The 14,914-nt window shown below is 69.2% G+C and carries 19 protein-coding genes; 15 read left to right on the top strand and 4 right to left on the bottom strand.

Annotation, left to right across the window (positions count from 1 at the left end):
* Nucleotides 1-21: 21 nt before the first annotated feature.
* Both ACHWVH_RS18870 and ACHWVH_RS18865 read left to right on the top strand, forming a co-directional pair.
* Nucleotides 22-333 (top strand): PhzF family phenazine biosynthesis protein, encoded by a 312-nt coding sequence (locus ACHWVH_RS18870; protein ID WP_295924016.1) that lies wholly within the window; start codon nt 22-24, stop codon nt 331-333.
* A gap of 38 nt (nt 334-371) precedes the next feature.
* Entirely contained in the window at nt 372-1,250 is an 879-nt protein-coding gene (locus ACHWVH_RS18865) for a PhzF family phenazine biosynthesis protein (protein WP_267124451.1), read from the top strand.
* Between the two features lie 97 nt (nt 1,251-1,347).
* Here the strand turns inward: ACHWVH_RS18865 and ACHWVH_RS18860 are convergent, their stop codons facing one another.
* Nucleotides 1,348-1,953 carry a glycine zipper 2TM domain-containing protein gene (locus ACHWVH_RS18860; protein WP_017913930.1) on the bottom strand — a complete coding sequence of 202 codons (606 nt, stop codon included), beginning with the start codon at nt 1,951-1,953 and terminating at the stop codon, nt 1,348-1,350.
* A 233-nt stretch (nt 1,954-2,186) separates the two neighbouring features.
* On the bottom strand, nt 2,187-2,618 hold the full coding sequence (locus ACHWVH_RS18855) for an OsmC family protein (RefSeq protein ID WP_017910837.1): 432 nt from the start codon (nt 2,616-2,618) through the stop codon (nt 2,187-2,189).
* Between the two features lie 287 nt (nt 2,619-2,905).
* Between ACHWVH_RS18855 and ACHWVH_RS18850 the strand changes: the two genes are divergently transcribed.
* The 5 genes from ACHWVH_RS18850 (at nt 2,906) to ACHWVH_RS18830 (ending at nt 5,803) form a co-directional block, all read left to right on the top strand.
* Nucleotides 2,906-3,304 carry an HU family DNA-binding protein gene (locus tag ACHWVH_RS18850; RefSeq protein WP_026143706.1) on the top strand — a complete coding sequence of 133 codons (399 nt, stop codon included), beginning with the start codon at nt 2,906-2,908 and terminating at the stop codon, nt 3,302-3,304.
* Between the two features lie 143 nt (nt 3,305-3,447).
* A complete protein-coding gene (locus tag ACHWVH_RS18845; RefSeq protein WP_267084796.1) occupies nt 3,448-4,152 on the top strand; it encodes a tellurite resistance TerB family protein in 705 nt (234 codons plus the stop codon).
* A gap of 4 nt (nt 4,153-4,156) precedes the next feature.
* The gene (locus ACHWVH_RS18840; RefSeq protein ID WP_152181856.1) at nt 4,157-4,723 is read left to right on the top strand and encodes a M23 family metallopeptidase; all 567 of its coding nucleotides are present in this window, start codon (nt 4,157-4,159) and stop codon (nt 4,721-4,723) included.
* Between the two features lie 94 nt (nt 4,724-4,817).
* The gene (locus tag ACHWVH_RS18835; protein ID WP_295924021.1) at nt 4,818-5,117 is read left to right on the top strand and encodes a DUF3861 family protein; all 300 of its coding nucleotides are present in this window, start codon (nt 4,818-4,820) and stop codon (nt 5,115-5,117) included.
* An 89-nt stretch (nt 5,118-5,206) separates the two neighbouring features.
* Nucleotides 5,207-5,803 (top strand): DUF1439 domain-containing protein, encoded by a 597-nt coding sequence (locus ACHWVH_RS18830; RefSeq protein ID WP_295924025.1) that lies wholly within the window; start codon nt 5,207-5,209, stop codon nt 5,801-5,803.
* Nucleotides 5,804-5,939: 136 nt separating this feature from the next.
* Here ACHWVH_RS18830 and ACHWVH_RS18825 read toward each other — a convergent pair whose 3' ends face one another.
* Together ACHWVH_RS18825 and ACHWVH_RS18820 are read right to left on the bottom strand one after the other, a co-directional pair.
* The gene (locus tag ACHWVH_RS18825) at nt 5,940-6,485 is read right to left on the bottom strand and encodes a type 1 glutamine amidotransferase domain-containing protein (protein ID WP_017913834.1); all 546 of its coding nucleotides are present in this window, start codon (nt 6,483-6,485) and stop codon (nt 5,940-5,942) included.
* Nucleotides 6,486-6,583: 98 nt separating this feature from the next.
* Entirely contained in the window at nt 6,584-7,051 is a 468-nt protein-coding gene (locus ACHWVH_RS18820; protein ID WP_010342011.1) for an SET domain-containing protein, read from the bottom strand.
* Nucleotides 7,052-7,247: 196 nt separating this feature from the next.
* Here ACHWVH_RS18820 and ACHWVH_RS18815 point away from each other — a divergent pair, with 196 nt between their 5' ends.
* The 8 genes from ACHWVH_RS18815 to ACHWVH_RS18780 all read left to right on the top strand — a co-directional run.
* The gene (locus ACHWVH_RS18815; RefSeq protein WP_017909662.1) at nt 7,248-7,706 is read left to right on the top strand and encodes an SUF system Fe-S cluster assembly regulator; all 459 of its coding nucleotides are present in this window, start codon (nt 7,248-7,250) and stop codon (nt 7,704-7,706) included.
* A 15-nt stretch (nt 7,707-7,721) separates the two neighbouring features.
* Nucleotides 7,722-9,164, top strand: a complete 1,443-nt coding sequence (gene sufB, locus ACHWVH_RS18810; protein ID WP_394687760.1) for a Fe-S cluster assembly protein SufB — start codon at nt 7,722-7,724, stop codon at nt 9,162-9,164.
* A 167-nt stretch (nt 9,165-9,331) separates the two neighbouring features.
* Nucleotides 9,332-10,099 carry a Fe-S cluster assembly ATPase SufC gene (gene sufC, locus ACHWVH_RS18805; RefSeq protein ID WP_017909660.1) on the top strand — a complete coding sequence of 256 codons (768 nt, stop codon included), beginning with the start codon at nt 9,332-9,334 and terminating at the stop codon, nt 10,097-10,099.
* A complete protein-coding gene (gene sufD / locus ACHWVH_RS18800) occupies nt 10,096-11,358 on the top strand; it encodes a Fe-S cluster assembly protein SufD (protein ID WP_267103154.1) in 1,263 nt (420 codons plus the stop codon). The genes sufC and sufD overlap by 4 nt, the downstream gene beginning before the upstream one ends.
* Nucleotides 11,355-12,605: a cysteine desulfurase gene (locus ACHWVH_RS18795; RefSeq protein ID WP_394687759.1), complete on the top strand. Its 1,251-nt coding sequence runs from the start codon at nt 11,355-11,357 to the stop codon at nt 12,603-12,605. The genes sufD and ACHWVH_RS18795 overlap by 4 nt, the downstream gene beginning before the upstream one ends.
* A 160-nt stretch (nt 12,606-12,765) precedes the next feature.
* Nucleotides 12,766-13,302 (top strand): GNAT family N-acetyltransferase, encoded by a 537-nt coding sequence (locus tag ACHWVH_RS18790; RefSeq protein WP_394687758.1) that lies wholly within the window; start codon nt 12,766-12,768, stop codon nt 13,300-13,302.
* The gene (locus ACHWVH_RS18785) at nt 13,299-13,631 is read left to right on the top strand and encodes a non-heme iron oxygenase ferredoxin subunit (RefSeq protein WP_017915885.1); all 333 of its coding nucleotides are present in this window, start codon (nt 13,299-13,301) and stop codon (nt 13,629-13,631) included. The genes ACHWVH_RS18790 and ACHWVH_RS18785 overlap by 4 nt, the downstream gene beginning before the upstream one ends.
* Before the next feature lie 328 nt (nt 13,632-13,959).
* On the top strand, nt 13,960-14,914 hold a 955-nt coding region (locus ACHWVH_RS18780; RefSeq protein WP_394687757.1), incomplete at its 3' end, for an MCP four helix bundle domain-containing protein.

Here is a 14,914-nt window from a genome sequence, read left to right as displayed (position 1 = left end):
CCGCCAGCCCGGCGCCAAGGCGTGGCGCTCGATGCCGCCGACCAGGACGCACCGCGCATGCAGCGGCTGGCCGCGTGGCCGAACCTCCCGGAGACGGTGTGCTTCCCGCCGCCGGACGCGGGCGCGGACTACCGTATTCGCATCTTCACCCAAGGGCGAACTGCGATTCGCAGGCCACCCCAGCGTCGGCGCCGCCTGGGCGGCGGGCGCGACGTCGCCAGCCAGGGACGCGAACTCGGGCGCGATAGCCGCGTCGAACTCCTGGTCGATGGCGAAGACGTGTGGAGCGGCGGTCTGGTGCAAGCGGTTATCGCTGGCAAGATCGCTTGGTAAGCTCCGGCCTCCCCCACCGCAGTCCGGAGTTCCCCCTCATGGCCGCTCGCCGCTTCTTCCAGGTCGATGTCTTCTCCGCCCGCGCCGGCAACGGCAATCCGTTGGCCGTCGTGCTCGATGCCGATGGATTGGACGCCGCCACGATGCAGGCCATCGCGCGCTGGACGCGCCTGCCGGAAACCACCTTCGTGTTCGCGCCGACGCGGCCGGATGCCAGCTACGGCCTGCGCATGTTCAGCCCGCAGAAGGAAGTGCCGTTCGCCGGCCATCCCAGCGTCGGCACCGCGCACGTCGCGCTGGAAGCGGGCATCGCCAGCCCGCGCGACGGCGTCCTGACCCAGGACGGCATCGCCGGCCTGCTGCCGCTGCGGGTCGACGTGGATGCCGGAGTGCGCAGCATCGCCATCCGCACCCCGCGCGCGCAGGTGGCCGAGATCGCCGATGCCGCGGATCCACGCCTGCAGGCGGCGCTGCGCGGCTGGACGCTGGGCGCGCTGCCGCCGGTGCGCATGGATGGCGGCCGCTGCTGGTGGCTGGTCGAAGTGGCCGACGAAGCCGCGCTGCGCGCGCTGGCGCCGGACTGGGATGCGATCGCCGCCCTGGCCGAAAGCACCGCCAGCATGGGCGTGTTCGCCTACGCGCGCGCCAGCGGCCAGGCCTATGCAGTGGCCGTGCGCGCCTTCGTCGGCAACGGCCGGCGCTTCGAGGATGCGGCCTCCGGCGCGGCCAATGCGGTGCTGGCGGCATGGCTGGATCACAGCAAGGCCCTGCCCGGCCACGGCGGCCGCTACGTCGCCAGCCAGGGCCGCGAAGTCGGCCACGATGCGCTGCTGACGCTGTGCGTCGACGAGGCCGGCGAGGTGTGGTCCGGCGGACAGGTGCAGACGGTGATCGAAGGCCGCATCGACTGGCCCTGATCGCCGGCCGCCGCCCCGCACCGCGGGCGCGAACGCACGCGCAAAAACTAAAGGGCGCCTCGCAAGGAGGCGCCCTTTGTTTTAGTCGGGCAATACGTCAGTCGGGCAGGACATCGACGCGGACGCGGATGCGATCGCCCGGAGGCGAGGCGGTGCGGGTGTGGTAGTAGCGGCCGCCGTATTCGTAGGTCACGTCGTAGCCGTCGACGCGGTCGTAGCGTTCGGTCCGATACGACACCGGGTCGCATTCGCGGACCACGCCGCCACCGTAGCCGCCGCCGTAGCCGCGGGTGTTGGTGTCGTAGATCGAGCGGCCGGCCAGGCTGCCGAGCATGGTGCCGACGGCGGTGCCGACGAAGCGGCCATTGCCGCCGCCGACGCGGCTGCCCAGCACGGCGCCGGCGATGCCGCCGACCACCGACGAGGCGGTGCGGCCGCCATCGGTGCCGCGGTAGCCGTAGTCGCTGGCGTAGCTGCCCGAGGCCGGACGGTCGTAACAGCGCTCGGTGGTCTCGCGCGGGCCGTTGACCTGCACCATGATCGGATCGGCGCGCACCACGCGCGCATATTCGTAGGTGCCGGACGCGTAGCCACGGTCGCGGTAGTCGTCGTAGCGGGTGTAACCGTAATCCTGCGCGGCGGCGGAGCCGATGACGCCGACAGCGAGCGCAGCGGTCAACAGACGGGTCGAGAGCTTGTTCATGGCGATGGTTCCAAGCGCGTGGATCGCGCGACTGCATGCTCGATCCGATGCGGTGAAACCAGACTGAATAGGGACGGCTGTGGCGCGCACATTTAGTGGCGCGACAGCTAGCGATCGATCGAGCAACGCGGGACGGTGCAGAGGCGCAACGCGTCCTGGCCTGCCATCGGCGGCGCCGCAGGTGCGCCGCACGCGCGCGGCCCGGCATGCCGCCGGGCCGCGCCGGGGATTCCTCAGCCCAGTTCCGCTTCCAGGCTGATCGGCACCGCGCTCAGCGCCTTGGACACCGGGCAATTCTGCTTGGCGTCGTCGGCCACTTCGCGGAAGCGCGCGGCGTCGATGTTGGGCACCACGGCCTTGACCTTCAACCGGATCTGCGAGAGCTGGGGACCCCCTTCCATCGACAGGTCGACATCGGCGCGGGTGTCCAGCGCGGTCGGCGGGAAGCCGGCTTCGGTCAGCTTGGCCGACAGCGCCATGGTGAAACAGCCGGCGTGCGCGGCGGCGATCAGTTCTTCCGGATTGGTGCCCTTCTCGTCGCCGAAGCGGCTGTTGAACGCATAGCGGGTGTTCTCCAGCAGGCCGCTCTGCGGCGTGTTCAACCGGCCCTGGCCGGTCTTGAGATCGCCTTCCCAATGCGCGGTGGCGTGACGCGAAATGCCCATGCGAGGCTCCTGACGGTGAGTGGAGCGCGGACCATAGGGGAGGCGGCGTTACGGGCTTGTGCTTCCGCACGAAGGCGGCGGCGGCGGCGCGCGGCAGCGAAAATGCCCTGGCGCATCGCCGCGGATGTGCCGGCATCGGCGCCGTCCTCGGCAAAAAGGCGCCGGTCGCGGCGAATATTCGCGTTTTTTGCTTCCGGCCTATTGGCGCGGCGTAGCACATGCCCTACATTTCGCCATGCCGACGGGGTCGGCGCGACCCAAACCACCAAATACGGAATCAGGACATCATGGCAAAGACCGCAAAAAAGGCTGCCCCGAAGAAGGCAGTGAAGAAGGTAGCGACCAAGGCTGCCGCCAAGCCGGCCGCTCCCAAGCCGATCAAGGACGTGCTGAGCAAGTCCGCGCTCGTCGCCCACATCGCCGAAACCAGCGGCGTGATCGCCAAGGACGTGCGCGCCGTGATGGCCTCGCTGGAGCACGCCGTGGCCGGTTCGGTCAGCAAGAAGGGCGCCGGCTCGTTCACCCTGCCGGGCCTGCTGAAGATCACCGCCGTCAGCGTGCCGGCCAAGCCGAAGCGCAAGGGCATCAACCCGTTCACCAAGGAAGAGCAGTGGTTCGCCGCCAAGCCGGCCACCACCAAGCTCAAGGTGCGCCCGCTGAAGAAGCTCAAGGACGCCGCGCTCTGAGCAGCGTCGCCTGATCCAGGCAAGCACACCGACGAGACGGCCCCGGCCGTCTCGTTTTTTTTGTGTCTGCTGCGCACCTGGGTTGACGGCCCGCTAAGGCGACGGCCGCTATACCGGTGATTCCCTTCGACAGGATCACCTGCATGAAACTACAGGGCTTTCTCGACCAACTGCTGCAATCGGCGCAGGGCGCCGCCGGCCAGGCCATGGCCAAGACCGGCACCGGTGCTCCTGCCGCACCGGCGCACGCCGGCGCCGGCGGCCTGGGCGGTCTGCTCAACGCCGACTTCGGCAAGGGAGCCCTCAGCGGCGGCGCACTCGGCCTGCTGCTTGGCAAGCACCGCACCACCCGCAAGCTGGCGACCTACGGCGGCCTGGCCGCGCTGGGGCTGATGGCCTATCGCGCCTACGGCGACTACCGCCGCCAGCAACTGGGCGCCGCCGCACCCGAACCGCAGACGCTGGACCGGCTGCCGCCGCTGGACGTCGAGCAGCACAGCCAGGCGGTGCTGCGCGCGCTGGTCGGCGCGGCCAAGGCCGATGGCCATCTGGACGAGCACGAGCGCCGCCTGATCGAAGGCGAGTTCGCCCGCCTCCACGGCAACGATGCCGACGTGCAGCAGTGGCTGCATGCGGAACTGGAAAAGCCGCTGGATCCGGCCGAGGTGGCGCGCGCGTCGACCAGTCCCGAGATGGCCGCGGAAATGTACCTGGCCAGCTTGCTCGCCGCCGACGAACAGGGCTTCATGGAGCGCAGCTACCTGGACGAACTGGCGCGGCAGCTCGGCATCGACGACGCCCTGAAGCAGCGCCTGCAGCAACAGGCGGCTGCCCTGCACGCGGACTGAGCGCATGGCCGCGACGCCCACGCTTTCGCCAGCGCAGCGCCTGCGCCGCGACGTGCTGCGTGCGGCGTTGCTGGCTGCGCTGGCGCTCGCCGCCGCCTGGGCCTGGCGGCATCCGTGGGCGCAGCGCCTGCGCGTCGGCTGGGAGTTGGCGCGCGCGCCGGCGCCGACGGCCCTGCACATGCCGGTCGAAGGCGTGGATCCGCGGCGCGTGGCCGCCACCTTCGGCGCGCCGCGCGGGCGCGACCGCCAGCACGCCGGCGTGGACATCTTCGCCAGACGCGGCACGCCGGTGGTGTCGGCGACACGCGGCATCGTCGTGGCCATCGCCGACCGCGGCCTCGGCGGCCGCCAGGTCTGGGTGCTGGGCCCGGCCCGGCAGCGGCACTACTACGCGCACCTGCAAACGTGGGCACCGGGGCTGCAGGTCGGCGACCTGGTGCAGCCCGGCGACCCGCTCGGCGCGGTGGGCGACAGCGGCAACGCGCGCGGCACGCCGCCGCACCTGCACTATGGCGTCTACGCCGAGGGCGGCGCCTATGATCCGCTGCCGCTGCTGCGCGCGGCTCGCTGAACGGACGCACTGGAACAGAGCGTCGCGAGCGACAGGCTCGTGGTGCCGCTCGCGCGCGCCTATCTTGGAGGCACACCCCGCGTGCGCCACTGCCATGACCGCCTCCCAACGCTATCGCGTCACCGTCACCCCGATCCAGGACGACGGCCTGCCCTGCCAGGGCCGCTGCACCATCGAACTGGAGGCGCGCTGTCGGCAGGACTGGATGCGCCTGCTCGAGGCGGCACAGCGCCAGCCCGGACTGCGCGGCGACGAGCGCGCCGCACTGATCGTCGGTACGCAGTTGCTGCGCGGCCTGGGCGAGCGCAGCGAGGGAGAGGCGCGTGAACTGCTGGCGCCGCTGCAGCCGGCGCTGGACGCGCTGCTGACACGGCTGGCGCTGCCGGCCGCCTGAGCGACGACTCCCGCGCCGCCGGTTCCGCTAATCGCGCATTCACCGGCCACCGTTATGGTGAATTCCTCTCGTTCGCCCAGGGCTTCCCGATGATCTTCCGCACGTTCACCCTGCGCGCGGCGGCGCTGCTGGCGCTCGCCGTCGCCACCCAGGCCCAGGCCGAGCCGACCATCCAGGGCCACCAGGTCAGCGTCGGCGCCGCCGACGTGCAGCATTACCTGGACAGCAGCTTCCCGCAGACGCACAAGGCGCTGGGCGGGCTGCTCAAGATGACCGTCCGCGACCCGAAGCTGAGCCTGCCGCCGGGCGATCGCCTGAAGATGCAGTTCGACCTGAGCATGGCCACCGGCGGCGGCGCGCCGACGCCACTGGGCCAGGTCCTGCTGACCAGCGCGCTGCGCTACGACCAGCAGAGCCAGAGCTTCCACCTGCAGTCCCCGACCATCGATGATTTCCGCCCGGCTGCCAATGGCGGCAAGCTCGACGCCAATACGCGTGAGCTGCTCAATGCCTGGCTGGAGGACTACGCGCGCAAGGAGCCGATCTACAAGCTCGATCCGCGCCTGACCGCGATGCTGGGCGACGTGCAGATCCAGTCGGCCGGCGTGGAGAACGGTTCGCTGGTGGTGCGTTTCAACCAGGACATCGGCAAGCTGGTGCCGGCGGGCATGCTTCCCGCGCAGTAACCCGCGCGACGTCCAGGGTGCGGCGGCAACCGCCACCAGCAGCGCACGTAGAAACGGCGGCCTCGGCCGCCGTTTCTGTTTCTGGTGGGCTCCCGCATCCGCCACCATCGCGGCGGCGCAGGCGAATCGCCAGGCCTCAGCCCAGCGCCTTGGCCACCGCCTGCGCGAACGCCGGGATGTCGTCCGGCTTGCGGCTGGTGATCAGGTTGCCGTCCACCACCACCTCCTGATCCGCCCAGCGCCCGCCGGCATTGGACAGGTCGGTCTTCAGCGACGGCCACGAGGTCACCTGGCGGTCGCGCACGAGCCCGCTTTCGGCCAGCAGCCACGGCCCGTGGCAGATCGCCGCCACCGGCTTGCCGGCGCTGGCGAAGGACTGGATGAAGGCGATCGCGGTCGGCTCGGTGCGCAGGCTGTCCGGGTTGATGACGCCGCCCGGCAACACCAGCGCGTCGTAGTCGCCGGCCTGGGCCTGCTGCAGGCGCTTGTCCACCGGCACGCTGTCGCCCCAATCCTTCTTGTTCCAGCCGCGAATGCTGCTGGCGTCGCCCGGCGCGATCACGTCGACCTGGGCGCCCCAGGATTCGAGCAGGCGCTTGGGTTCCTGCAGTTCCGACTGTTCGAAACCGTCGGTGGCCAGGACAGCCACCTGCTTGCCGGCAAGGGAAGGCATTGCGCTCATGGGACACTCCTCGAGTAGGGGGAGCCCCACCGTAGAAACGCGCCGGTGGCAGTGCCGTGAACCGCGCGTCGGCGCGGCGTGCACGGCTGGACGCGACCTCAGCGCTTGGGCTGCAGCATGGTGCCGGTGCAGTTCTTGGCGCCGCAGCGGCATTCCCAGATCTTCTTCAGCCGTGGCGTGTGCCGCTCGGCCAGGGTGATGCCGTAGTTGTAGGTGAGTTCTTCGCCGGGCTTGATGTCGCGCAACGCCTCGATGACCACCTTGTCCTTGCGGCGGTCATCGCCCTCGGCCTCGACGATCACCGCTTCGCAGTTCGGCGCACAGCTGTGGTTGATCCAGCGCGCATCGTTGCCCTCGTAGTTGGCGTCGATCACGTAGTCGTCGCTGAGAGTGAACAGGAAGGTGTGCCCGGTCTCGACGTCGCCGGCCTCGTCGCGGTCGACTTCGGCGTGGCTGCGGCGGCGGCCCTTGTACTCGATGACCCGCTCGCCTTTCTTGAGCGGCAGCACGGCGAACACGCCGTTGCCATGGATGCGGGACTTGCGGGCGGCGATCTTGCGGGGCATGCGGCGATCCGGACAGGAAAGCCTAGATTCTGGCGCACATCGCCCGCGATCCCAAGCCCGCGCCTCGCGGTCCGGGGACCGCGGCCGCCGCGATCCCCGAATCGCCGCGATCGAAAGAAAAGATGAATGGCCCGGTTGGACGCTGCGGCGCAAAAGAGTACAATTTCGGTCCGCATTGAAAAACCACCGCGTCGCCATGCTCCGCGTCACCAAGCTCACCGATTACGCCACCGTCGTGCTGACCGTGCTCGCCGCGCGTCCGAACGAAGTGCTGAGCGCGACCGAACTGGCCGAACAGGCCGGGCTGGAGCCGCCCACGGTCAGCAAGCTGCTCAAGCCGCTGGCCCAGGCCGGCCTGGTCGAGGGCCTGCGCGGCGTGCGCGGCGGCTACCGGCTGGCACGCCCGGCCGACGCCATCACCCTGATCCAGATCGTCGAGGCGATGGAAGGCCCGCTGGCGATCACCGAATGCAGCCACCACGGCAGCCAGTGCAGCATCGCCCAGACCTGTGGCGTGCGTTCCAACTGGCGGTTGATCAACGACGTGGTCGCCGACGCGCTGCGCGGCGTGACCCTGGCGCAGATGCTCCATCCCCTCCCCCCCTCCGGCGATCCGAAACGGCGTTCCATTGCCGTGCGGTTCGCGACCACCTGACCTGTAGGCAGCCCCATGGCCACCGAAAACGCTGAAATCCTGGAACGGCTGGGACGTCGCTACGACGCCGGCTTCGTCACCGACATCGAATCCGATTCGTTCCTGCCCGGCCTGAACGAGGACGTCGTGCGCGCCCTGTCCGTGAAGAAGGACGAGCCGGAATGGATGACCGAGTGGCGCCTGGCCGCCTACCGGCACTGGCTGAAGATGCCGATGCCGCACTGGGCCAAGCTGGACATCGCGCCGATCGACTTCCAGGCGCTGAGCTACTACTCCGCGCCCAAGGGCCCGAAGTACGCCTCGCTGGACGAGGTGCCGAAGGAGCTGCTGGACACCTACGACAAGCTCGGCGTGCCGCTGCACGAGCGCGCCAAGCTGGCCGGCGTGGCCGTGGACGCGGTGTTCGACTCCGTTTCGGTCGGCACCACCTTCCGCAAGGAACTGGCCGAGAAGGGCGTGATCTTCTGCTCGATGTCCGAAGCGATCAAGGAACACCCGGAGCTGGTCAGGCAGTATCTGGGCAGCGTGGTGCCGGTCGGCGACAACTTCTTCGCCGCGCTCAACTCGGCGGTGTTCTCCGACGGCAGCTTCGTATTCATCCCCAAGGGCGTGCGCTGCCCGATGGAGCTGAGCACCTATTTCCGCATCAACGCCGGCCACACCGGCCAGTTCGAGCGCACCCTGATCGTGTGCGAGGACAAGGCCTACGTGTCCTATCTGGAAGGCTGCACCGCGCCGATGCGCGACGAGAACCAACTGCACGCGGCGGTGGTCGAGCTGGTGGCGCTGGAAGACGCGGAGATCAAGTACTCCACCGTGCAGAACTGGTACCCGGGCGACGAGGAAGGCCGCGGCGGCATCTACAACTTCGTGACCAAGCGCGGCGAGTGCCGCGGCGCGCGCAGCAAGATCACCTGGACCCAGATCGAGACCGGCTCGGCGATCACCTGGAAGTACCCGTCCTGCGTGCTGCTGGGCGACGACTCGGTGGGCGAGTTCCACTCGGTGGCGCTGACCCATCACCGTCAGCAGGCCGACACCGGCACCAAGATGATCCACGTCGGCAAGCGCACCAAGAGCAAGATCGTCAGCAAGGGCATCAGCGCCGGCCGCGGGCAGAACACCTACCGCGGGCTGGTCAAGGTGGAGCGTAGCGCCGAGGGCGCGCGCAACTACACCCAGTGTGACTCGCTGTTGATCGGCAAGCAGTGCGGCGCGCATACCTTCCCGTACATCGAGGTCAAGCATCCGACCGCGACCGTCGAGCACGAGGCCACCACCTCCAAGATCAGCGACGACCAGCTGTTCTACTGTCGCGCCCGCGGCATCGACCAGGAGAACGCGGTGTCGATGATCGTCGACGGCTTCTGCAAGCAGGTGTTCCGCGAACTGCCGATGGAGTTTGCGGTGGAAGCCAAGAAGCTGCTGGAAGTGTCGCTGGAAGGCTCGGTGGGCTGACGCCCTTCCTTCTCCCTTCGGGAGAAGGTGGCGCAAAGCGCCGGATGAGGGTACGGGCGCAGCCTCGTGTACCCAAACCCCGCGAGATGCTTTCGCACCGCACCCTCACCCCAACCCCTCTCCCGGTGGGAGAGGGGCTACATCAAAGAATTCTGACGGACCATCCCATGCTCACCATAGAAAACCTCCACGCCTCCGTCGCCGGCAAGGACATCCTCAAGGGCCTGTCGCTGCAGGTGAAGCCCGGCGAAGTGCACGCCATCATGGGGCCCAACGGCGCCGGCAAGTCCACCCTGGGCAACGTGCTGGCCGGCCGCGACGGCTACGAAGTCACTAACGGCAGCGTGCGCTTCGACGACGCCGACCTGCTCGAACTGGAACCGGAGGAGCGCGCCGCTGCCGGCCTGTTCCTGGCCTTCCAGTACCCGGTGGAAATCCCAGGCGTGAACAACACCTACTTCCTGCGCGCCGCGCTCAACGCGCAGCGCAAGGCGCGTGGCGAGGCCGAGCTGGATTCGATGCAGTTCCTCAAGCTGGTCCGGCAGAAGCTGGCGGTGCTGCACCTGAAGGACGAACTGCTGCATCGTGGCGTCAACGAGGGTTTCTCCGGCGGCGAGAAGAAGCGCAACGAGATCTTCCAGCTGGCGGTGCTGGAGCCGAAGCTGGCGATCCTTGACGAGACCGACAGCGGCCTGGACATCGACGCGCTCAAGACCGTGGCCGAAGGCGTCAACGCGCTGCGCTCGCCGGAGCGCGCGTTCGTGGTGATCACCCACTACCAGCGCCTGCTCGACTACATCAAGCCGGACGTGGTGCATGTGCTGGCCGACGGCCGCATCGTGCAGACCGGCGGCCCCGAGCTGGCGCTGGAGCTGGAAGCGCACGGCTATGCCTGGCTGAAGGAGCGCGTGGCGCCCGAGGCGGCCGTGCAATGAGCGCCCTGCTCGACTCGCTGGCCGCCGCGTTCCACGGCGATGCCGCACGCCGCGCGCCGCTGGAGCAGGCGCTGCGCGACGGCCTGCCCGGCACGCGCAGCGAAGCCTGGAAGTACACCTCGCTGCGCGCACTGGAACGGCGCAGCTTCGCGCCTGCACCGCAGACCGCGCCGGCGGTGGACGCGGCCTTGCTCGACGGCATCCCGGCGCCGCGCCTGGTGTTCGTCAACGGCCGCGCCAGCGATGCGCTGTCGGACCTGTCCGGCCTGCCGGCCGGGGTGGAGCTGCAGCGGCTGTCGACCATTCTGCGCAGCGGCGACGCTGCCATGCGCTTCCTCGGCCGCCGCTTCGAACGCAGCGACGAGGTGTTCGCCCAGCTCAACGCAGCCCTCGCCGACGAAGGCTGCGTGCTGCGGGTGGACGCCGGCGTGCGCGTGGAGCAGCCGCTGCACCTGGTGTTCGTCTCCACCGCCGCCGAGGCCGACCTGGCCTGGCACCACCGCCACCTGATCGAACTGCGCCAGGACGCGACGCTGGCGCTGGTCGAGCATCATCTGCATGCCGGCGATGCCGCGCACCTGAGCAACAGCCTGGCGCACGTGCATCTGGCCGCCGGCGCGCAGCTGAGCCACGCCCGCGTGCAGGACGAGGCGGCCGGCGTCACCGCGCTGCTGCGTACCGATGCGGTGCTGGCGCGCGACGCGCAGTACCGGCGCGTGGACCTCGAACTGGGCGGCGCGCTGGCCCGGCACGAACTCAACGTGCGCCTGGAGGGCGACAACGCCCGACTGGTCGCCAACGGCGTGCTGCTCGGCAACGGCCGGCGCCAGCTCGACACCCGCCTGGGCATCGAGCACATCGCCCGCGACACCGCCTGCGAGCTGCTGTGGCGCGGTGTCGCCACCGGGCGCAGCCGCGTCGCCTTCCATGGCGGCATCCGCATCCGCCACGGCGCCGACGGCACCGACGCGGCGCTGTCGAACAAGAACCTGCTGCTCTCCGCCGACGCCGAGATCGATACCCAGCCGGTGCTGGTGATCGATGCCGACGAGGTCAAGGCCGCGCACGGCGCCACCGTCGGCCAGCTCGATGCCAATGCGTTGTTCTACCTGCGCTCGCGCGGCCTGCCGCAGGAACGCGCGCAGCAACTGCTGACCGCCGCGTTCTGCCGCGAACCGCTGCGCGCATTGGAGCCGGCGCTGAGCGAAGGCCTGCTGGCGCGGCTGGAGCGGGCGCTGAGCGACGCGGGCGTGGCATGAACGGGCCCGCCGCGCACAGCGCCGCGCCGCAGGCGCCGGACTGGGATGCGGTCCGCCGCGACTTCCCGCTGCTGATGCGGGAAGTGCACGGCAAGCCGCTGGTGTACTTCGACAACGCCAACACCGGGCAGAAGCCGCTGCAGGTGATCGCGGCGACCGACGCGTTCTATCGCCGCCACAACGCCAACGTCAGCCGTGCGGTGCACGCGCTCGGCAGCGAGGCGACCGAGGCCTACGAAGGCGCGCGGGCCCGGCTCGCCCGCTTCCTCAATGTGCGCGCCGACGAACTGGTGCTGTGCAGCGGCGCCACCTTCGCGCTGAACCTGGTGGCGTACTCGTGGGCACTGCCGCGGCTGCGCGCCGGCGACACCATCCTGGTGTCGCGCATGGAACACCACGCCAACATCGTGCCCTGGCAACTGGTCGCGCAGCGCACCGGCGCCACGGTCAAGGTCGCCGAGATCACCGCCGACGGCGCGCTGGACCTGGACGCACTGCGCGCGGCGATGACCGCCGACGTCAAGCTGCTGGCCCTGGCGCACGTCTCCAACGTGCTGGGCACGGTCAACCCGGTGCGCGAGATCTGCCGCGAGGCGCGCAAGCGCGGCATCGTCAGCGTCATCGACGGCTCGCAGGCCGCGCCGCACCGGCCGCTGGACGTGGCCGCGATCGGCTGCGACTTCTACGCCATCACCGGCCACAAGATGTGCGGCCCGACCGGCACCGGCGCGTTGTGGGCGCGGCGCGAGCACCTGCAGGCGATGCCGCCGTTCCTGGGCGGCGGCGAGATGATCAAGGAAGTCAGCTTCGACGGCACCGTGTTCAACGACCCGCCGCACAAGTTCGAGGCCGGCACCCCCAACATCGCCGGTTTCGTCGGCCTCGGCGCGGCGGTGGACTATCTGCAGGGGATCGGACTGCAGCACGTGGAAGCGCGCGAGAGCGAACTGCTCGCGCACCTCACCGAGGAACTGCAGCGGATCGACGGCCTGCGCCTGTTCGGCACCGCGCCGGGCAAGGCCGCGGTGGTCTCGTTCCTGATCGAGGGCGCGCACGCCCACGACCTGGCCACCCTGCTCGACCTGGAAGGCGTGGCGGTGCGCTCCGGCCAGCACTGCGCGCACCCCCTGCTGCAGTTCTACGGCGTCGCCGCCACCTGCCGCGCCTCGCTGGCGTTCTACAACACGCATGCCGAGATCGAGCGTTTCGTGGCGGCACTGTTGAAGGTACGCAAGCTGTTGGGGTGATTGAAGCTGAGAATCGGGAGCAGGGAATCGGGAATCGGCAAAGCGCTCCACGACGGACTGTGCCTGGCGGGCAAGAGGTGTCCTCACCTCCTTGAGAGCGCGCATTTCGATTCCCGATTCACCATTCCCCATTCCCGGCGGCACGCCCTAGAATCGGCCCATGCACACCCTCACCTTCCGCACCGCCACCGTCGACGATCTCGACGCCATCGCCGCGCTGGTCACCTCGGCCTATCGCGGCGACAGCAGCCGCGTCGGCTGGACCACCGAAGCCGACCTGCTCGACGGCGACCGCATCGACCGCGAGGTGCTGCGCGCCGACATCCTGCGCCCGCGCAGCCTGGTGTTGCTGGCCGAGCGCGATGGCGAATTGATCGCCTGCGCGCATGTCGCCGACGAGGACGGTGCCGGCTATTTCGGCATGTTCTCGGTGCAGCCGCAGGCGCAGGGCGGCGGCCTGGGCAAGACCGTGCTGGCCGAGGCCGAGCGCATCGCCTGGCAGGAGTGGCGGTTGCCGCTGATGCGGATGACGGTGATCGACCTGCGCGAGGAACTCATCGCCTTCTACGAGCGCCGCGGCTATCGTCGCACCGGCATCAAGAAGCCGTTTCCGTACGGCGACGCGCGCTTCGGCCTGCCAAAGCGCGAAGACCTGCGCTTCGAGGTGCTGGAAAAGCCGCTGGGCGGTGCCGCATGAGCGAGACCTGGACCTTCGTCTGCGCCGACGGCGAACTGCTGCCGGGCGAAATGAAGACGGTGTGGGACGAGGTGACCGACACGCCGATCGTGGTGTTCAACTTCGACGGCCAGTTCTATGCGCTGGAAGACCGCTGCAGCCACGAGGACTACGAGCTGTCCCCCGGCACCTTCGACCCTGCTGCCGGCAGCATCGAGTGCGTGCTGCACGGCGCCCGCTTCGACGTGCGCGACGGTCGCGCCCTGTGCGCGCCGGCCTACGGCCCGGTGCCGAAGTTTCCGGTGAAGTCCGAACACGGTGGGCTGTGGACCCGCGACGACCGCGGTTGAGGCCACGCGTTTTCGTCGCGAACCGGCGCTGACCGCCTTCGCCATCTCTGCAGCGCCGCTCACGGCGATCGCCACATCAAGCTCCCTTACCTGCAGCAAGCGCAACGCTTGCTGGCACGTTGTGCGTGCGCGCCGGCAAGGCGGCAACCGGGATGGAAAGGCCATCTCGATCGATCCGATTCAAGATCCCGATCCCTCGGCCGCTAAGGGGAGACGATGTAGACGAATATGCAACTTCGTCACGATTACGTGAAATATCCATTGCATTTCGTATCGGCTATTACGCGACCACCCCTGGTACTCCCATCCCCCTTGCTAGGACCAGAGCATGACCGCTCTTCTGCACCGCTTTAACGTCTCCAGACGCCTCTCCATCGCGTTCGGCCTGCTCATCCTGCTGTCCTGCGGGCTGGTGGTCGGCGGCCTGGTCACCCTGTCGCAGGCGCGCAGCCAGTTGGACACCGTCGCCCGCCGCACCGTGTCCAGCATCGTCTATAGCAACGAAATGCTCGATGCCAGCTCGGACATCGGCATCCAGTTGCGCAACATCGTGCTGCCGACCACGCAGGAAGAGAACATCGCCTTCGCCAAGATCATGGTGACGGAACTGCGCCGTTATCGCGAATACCGCACCAAGCTGTTCGCCATCCCCGCCACCAGCGCGCGCGATCGCGCCTTGCGCGAGCAGATGAACCGGACCTACGCGCAGGCGAGCGAGGTCAACCAGCAAGTGCTGGAACTGGGCCTGACCTACAAGTCCGACGAGGCGATGAAGGTGCTGCTGCAGCAGGCCGCGCCGGCGACTCAACGTTGGCGCGAGGCGATCGGCGCCTACGCCGGATGGCAGCGCCACAACGGCGAACAGGCCTATGCCGACGCGACCGCGGTGATGGCGCGCGGCCGCTTCCTGCTGATCGCCGGCGGCCTGGCCGTGGTGTTGGTCAGCAGCCTGCTGGCCTGGCTGATCACCCGCAGCCTGACCGTGCCGCTGGCCCGCGCCACCCGCGCCGCCGAAGCCATCGCCGACGGCCGCCTGGACAACGACGTGGCCACCGACGCGCGCGACGAGCCCGGCCGCCTTTTGGTCGCGATGGGCCGCATGCAGACCCAGTTGCAGCGCTTCTCCCGCGAAACCGCCTTGATGATTGAGCTGCATGCCGACAAGGACATCAGCCACCGCATGCCGCAGGACTTCCCCGGCGTGTACGGCGAACTGAGCAAGGGCATCAACACCATGATGTTCGAGCACCTGGACGCCATCGTCGAGGCGGTCGAGATCCTCA

The organism is uncultured Xanthomonas sp., assembly GCF_964278005.1.
Lineage (GTDB): Bacteria > Pseudomonadota > Gammaproteobacteria > Xanthomonadales > Xanthomonadaceae > Xanthomonas_A > Xanthomonas_A sontii.
The sequence above is the reverse complement of the archived record's forward strand: the minus strand, read 5'-3'. Positions and strand labels throughout refer to the sequence as shown.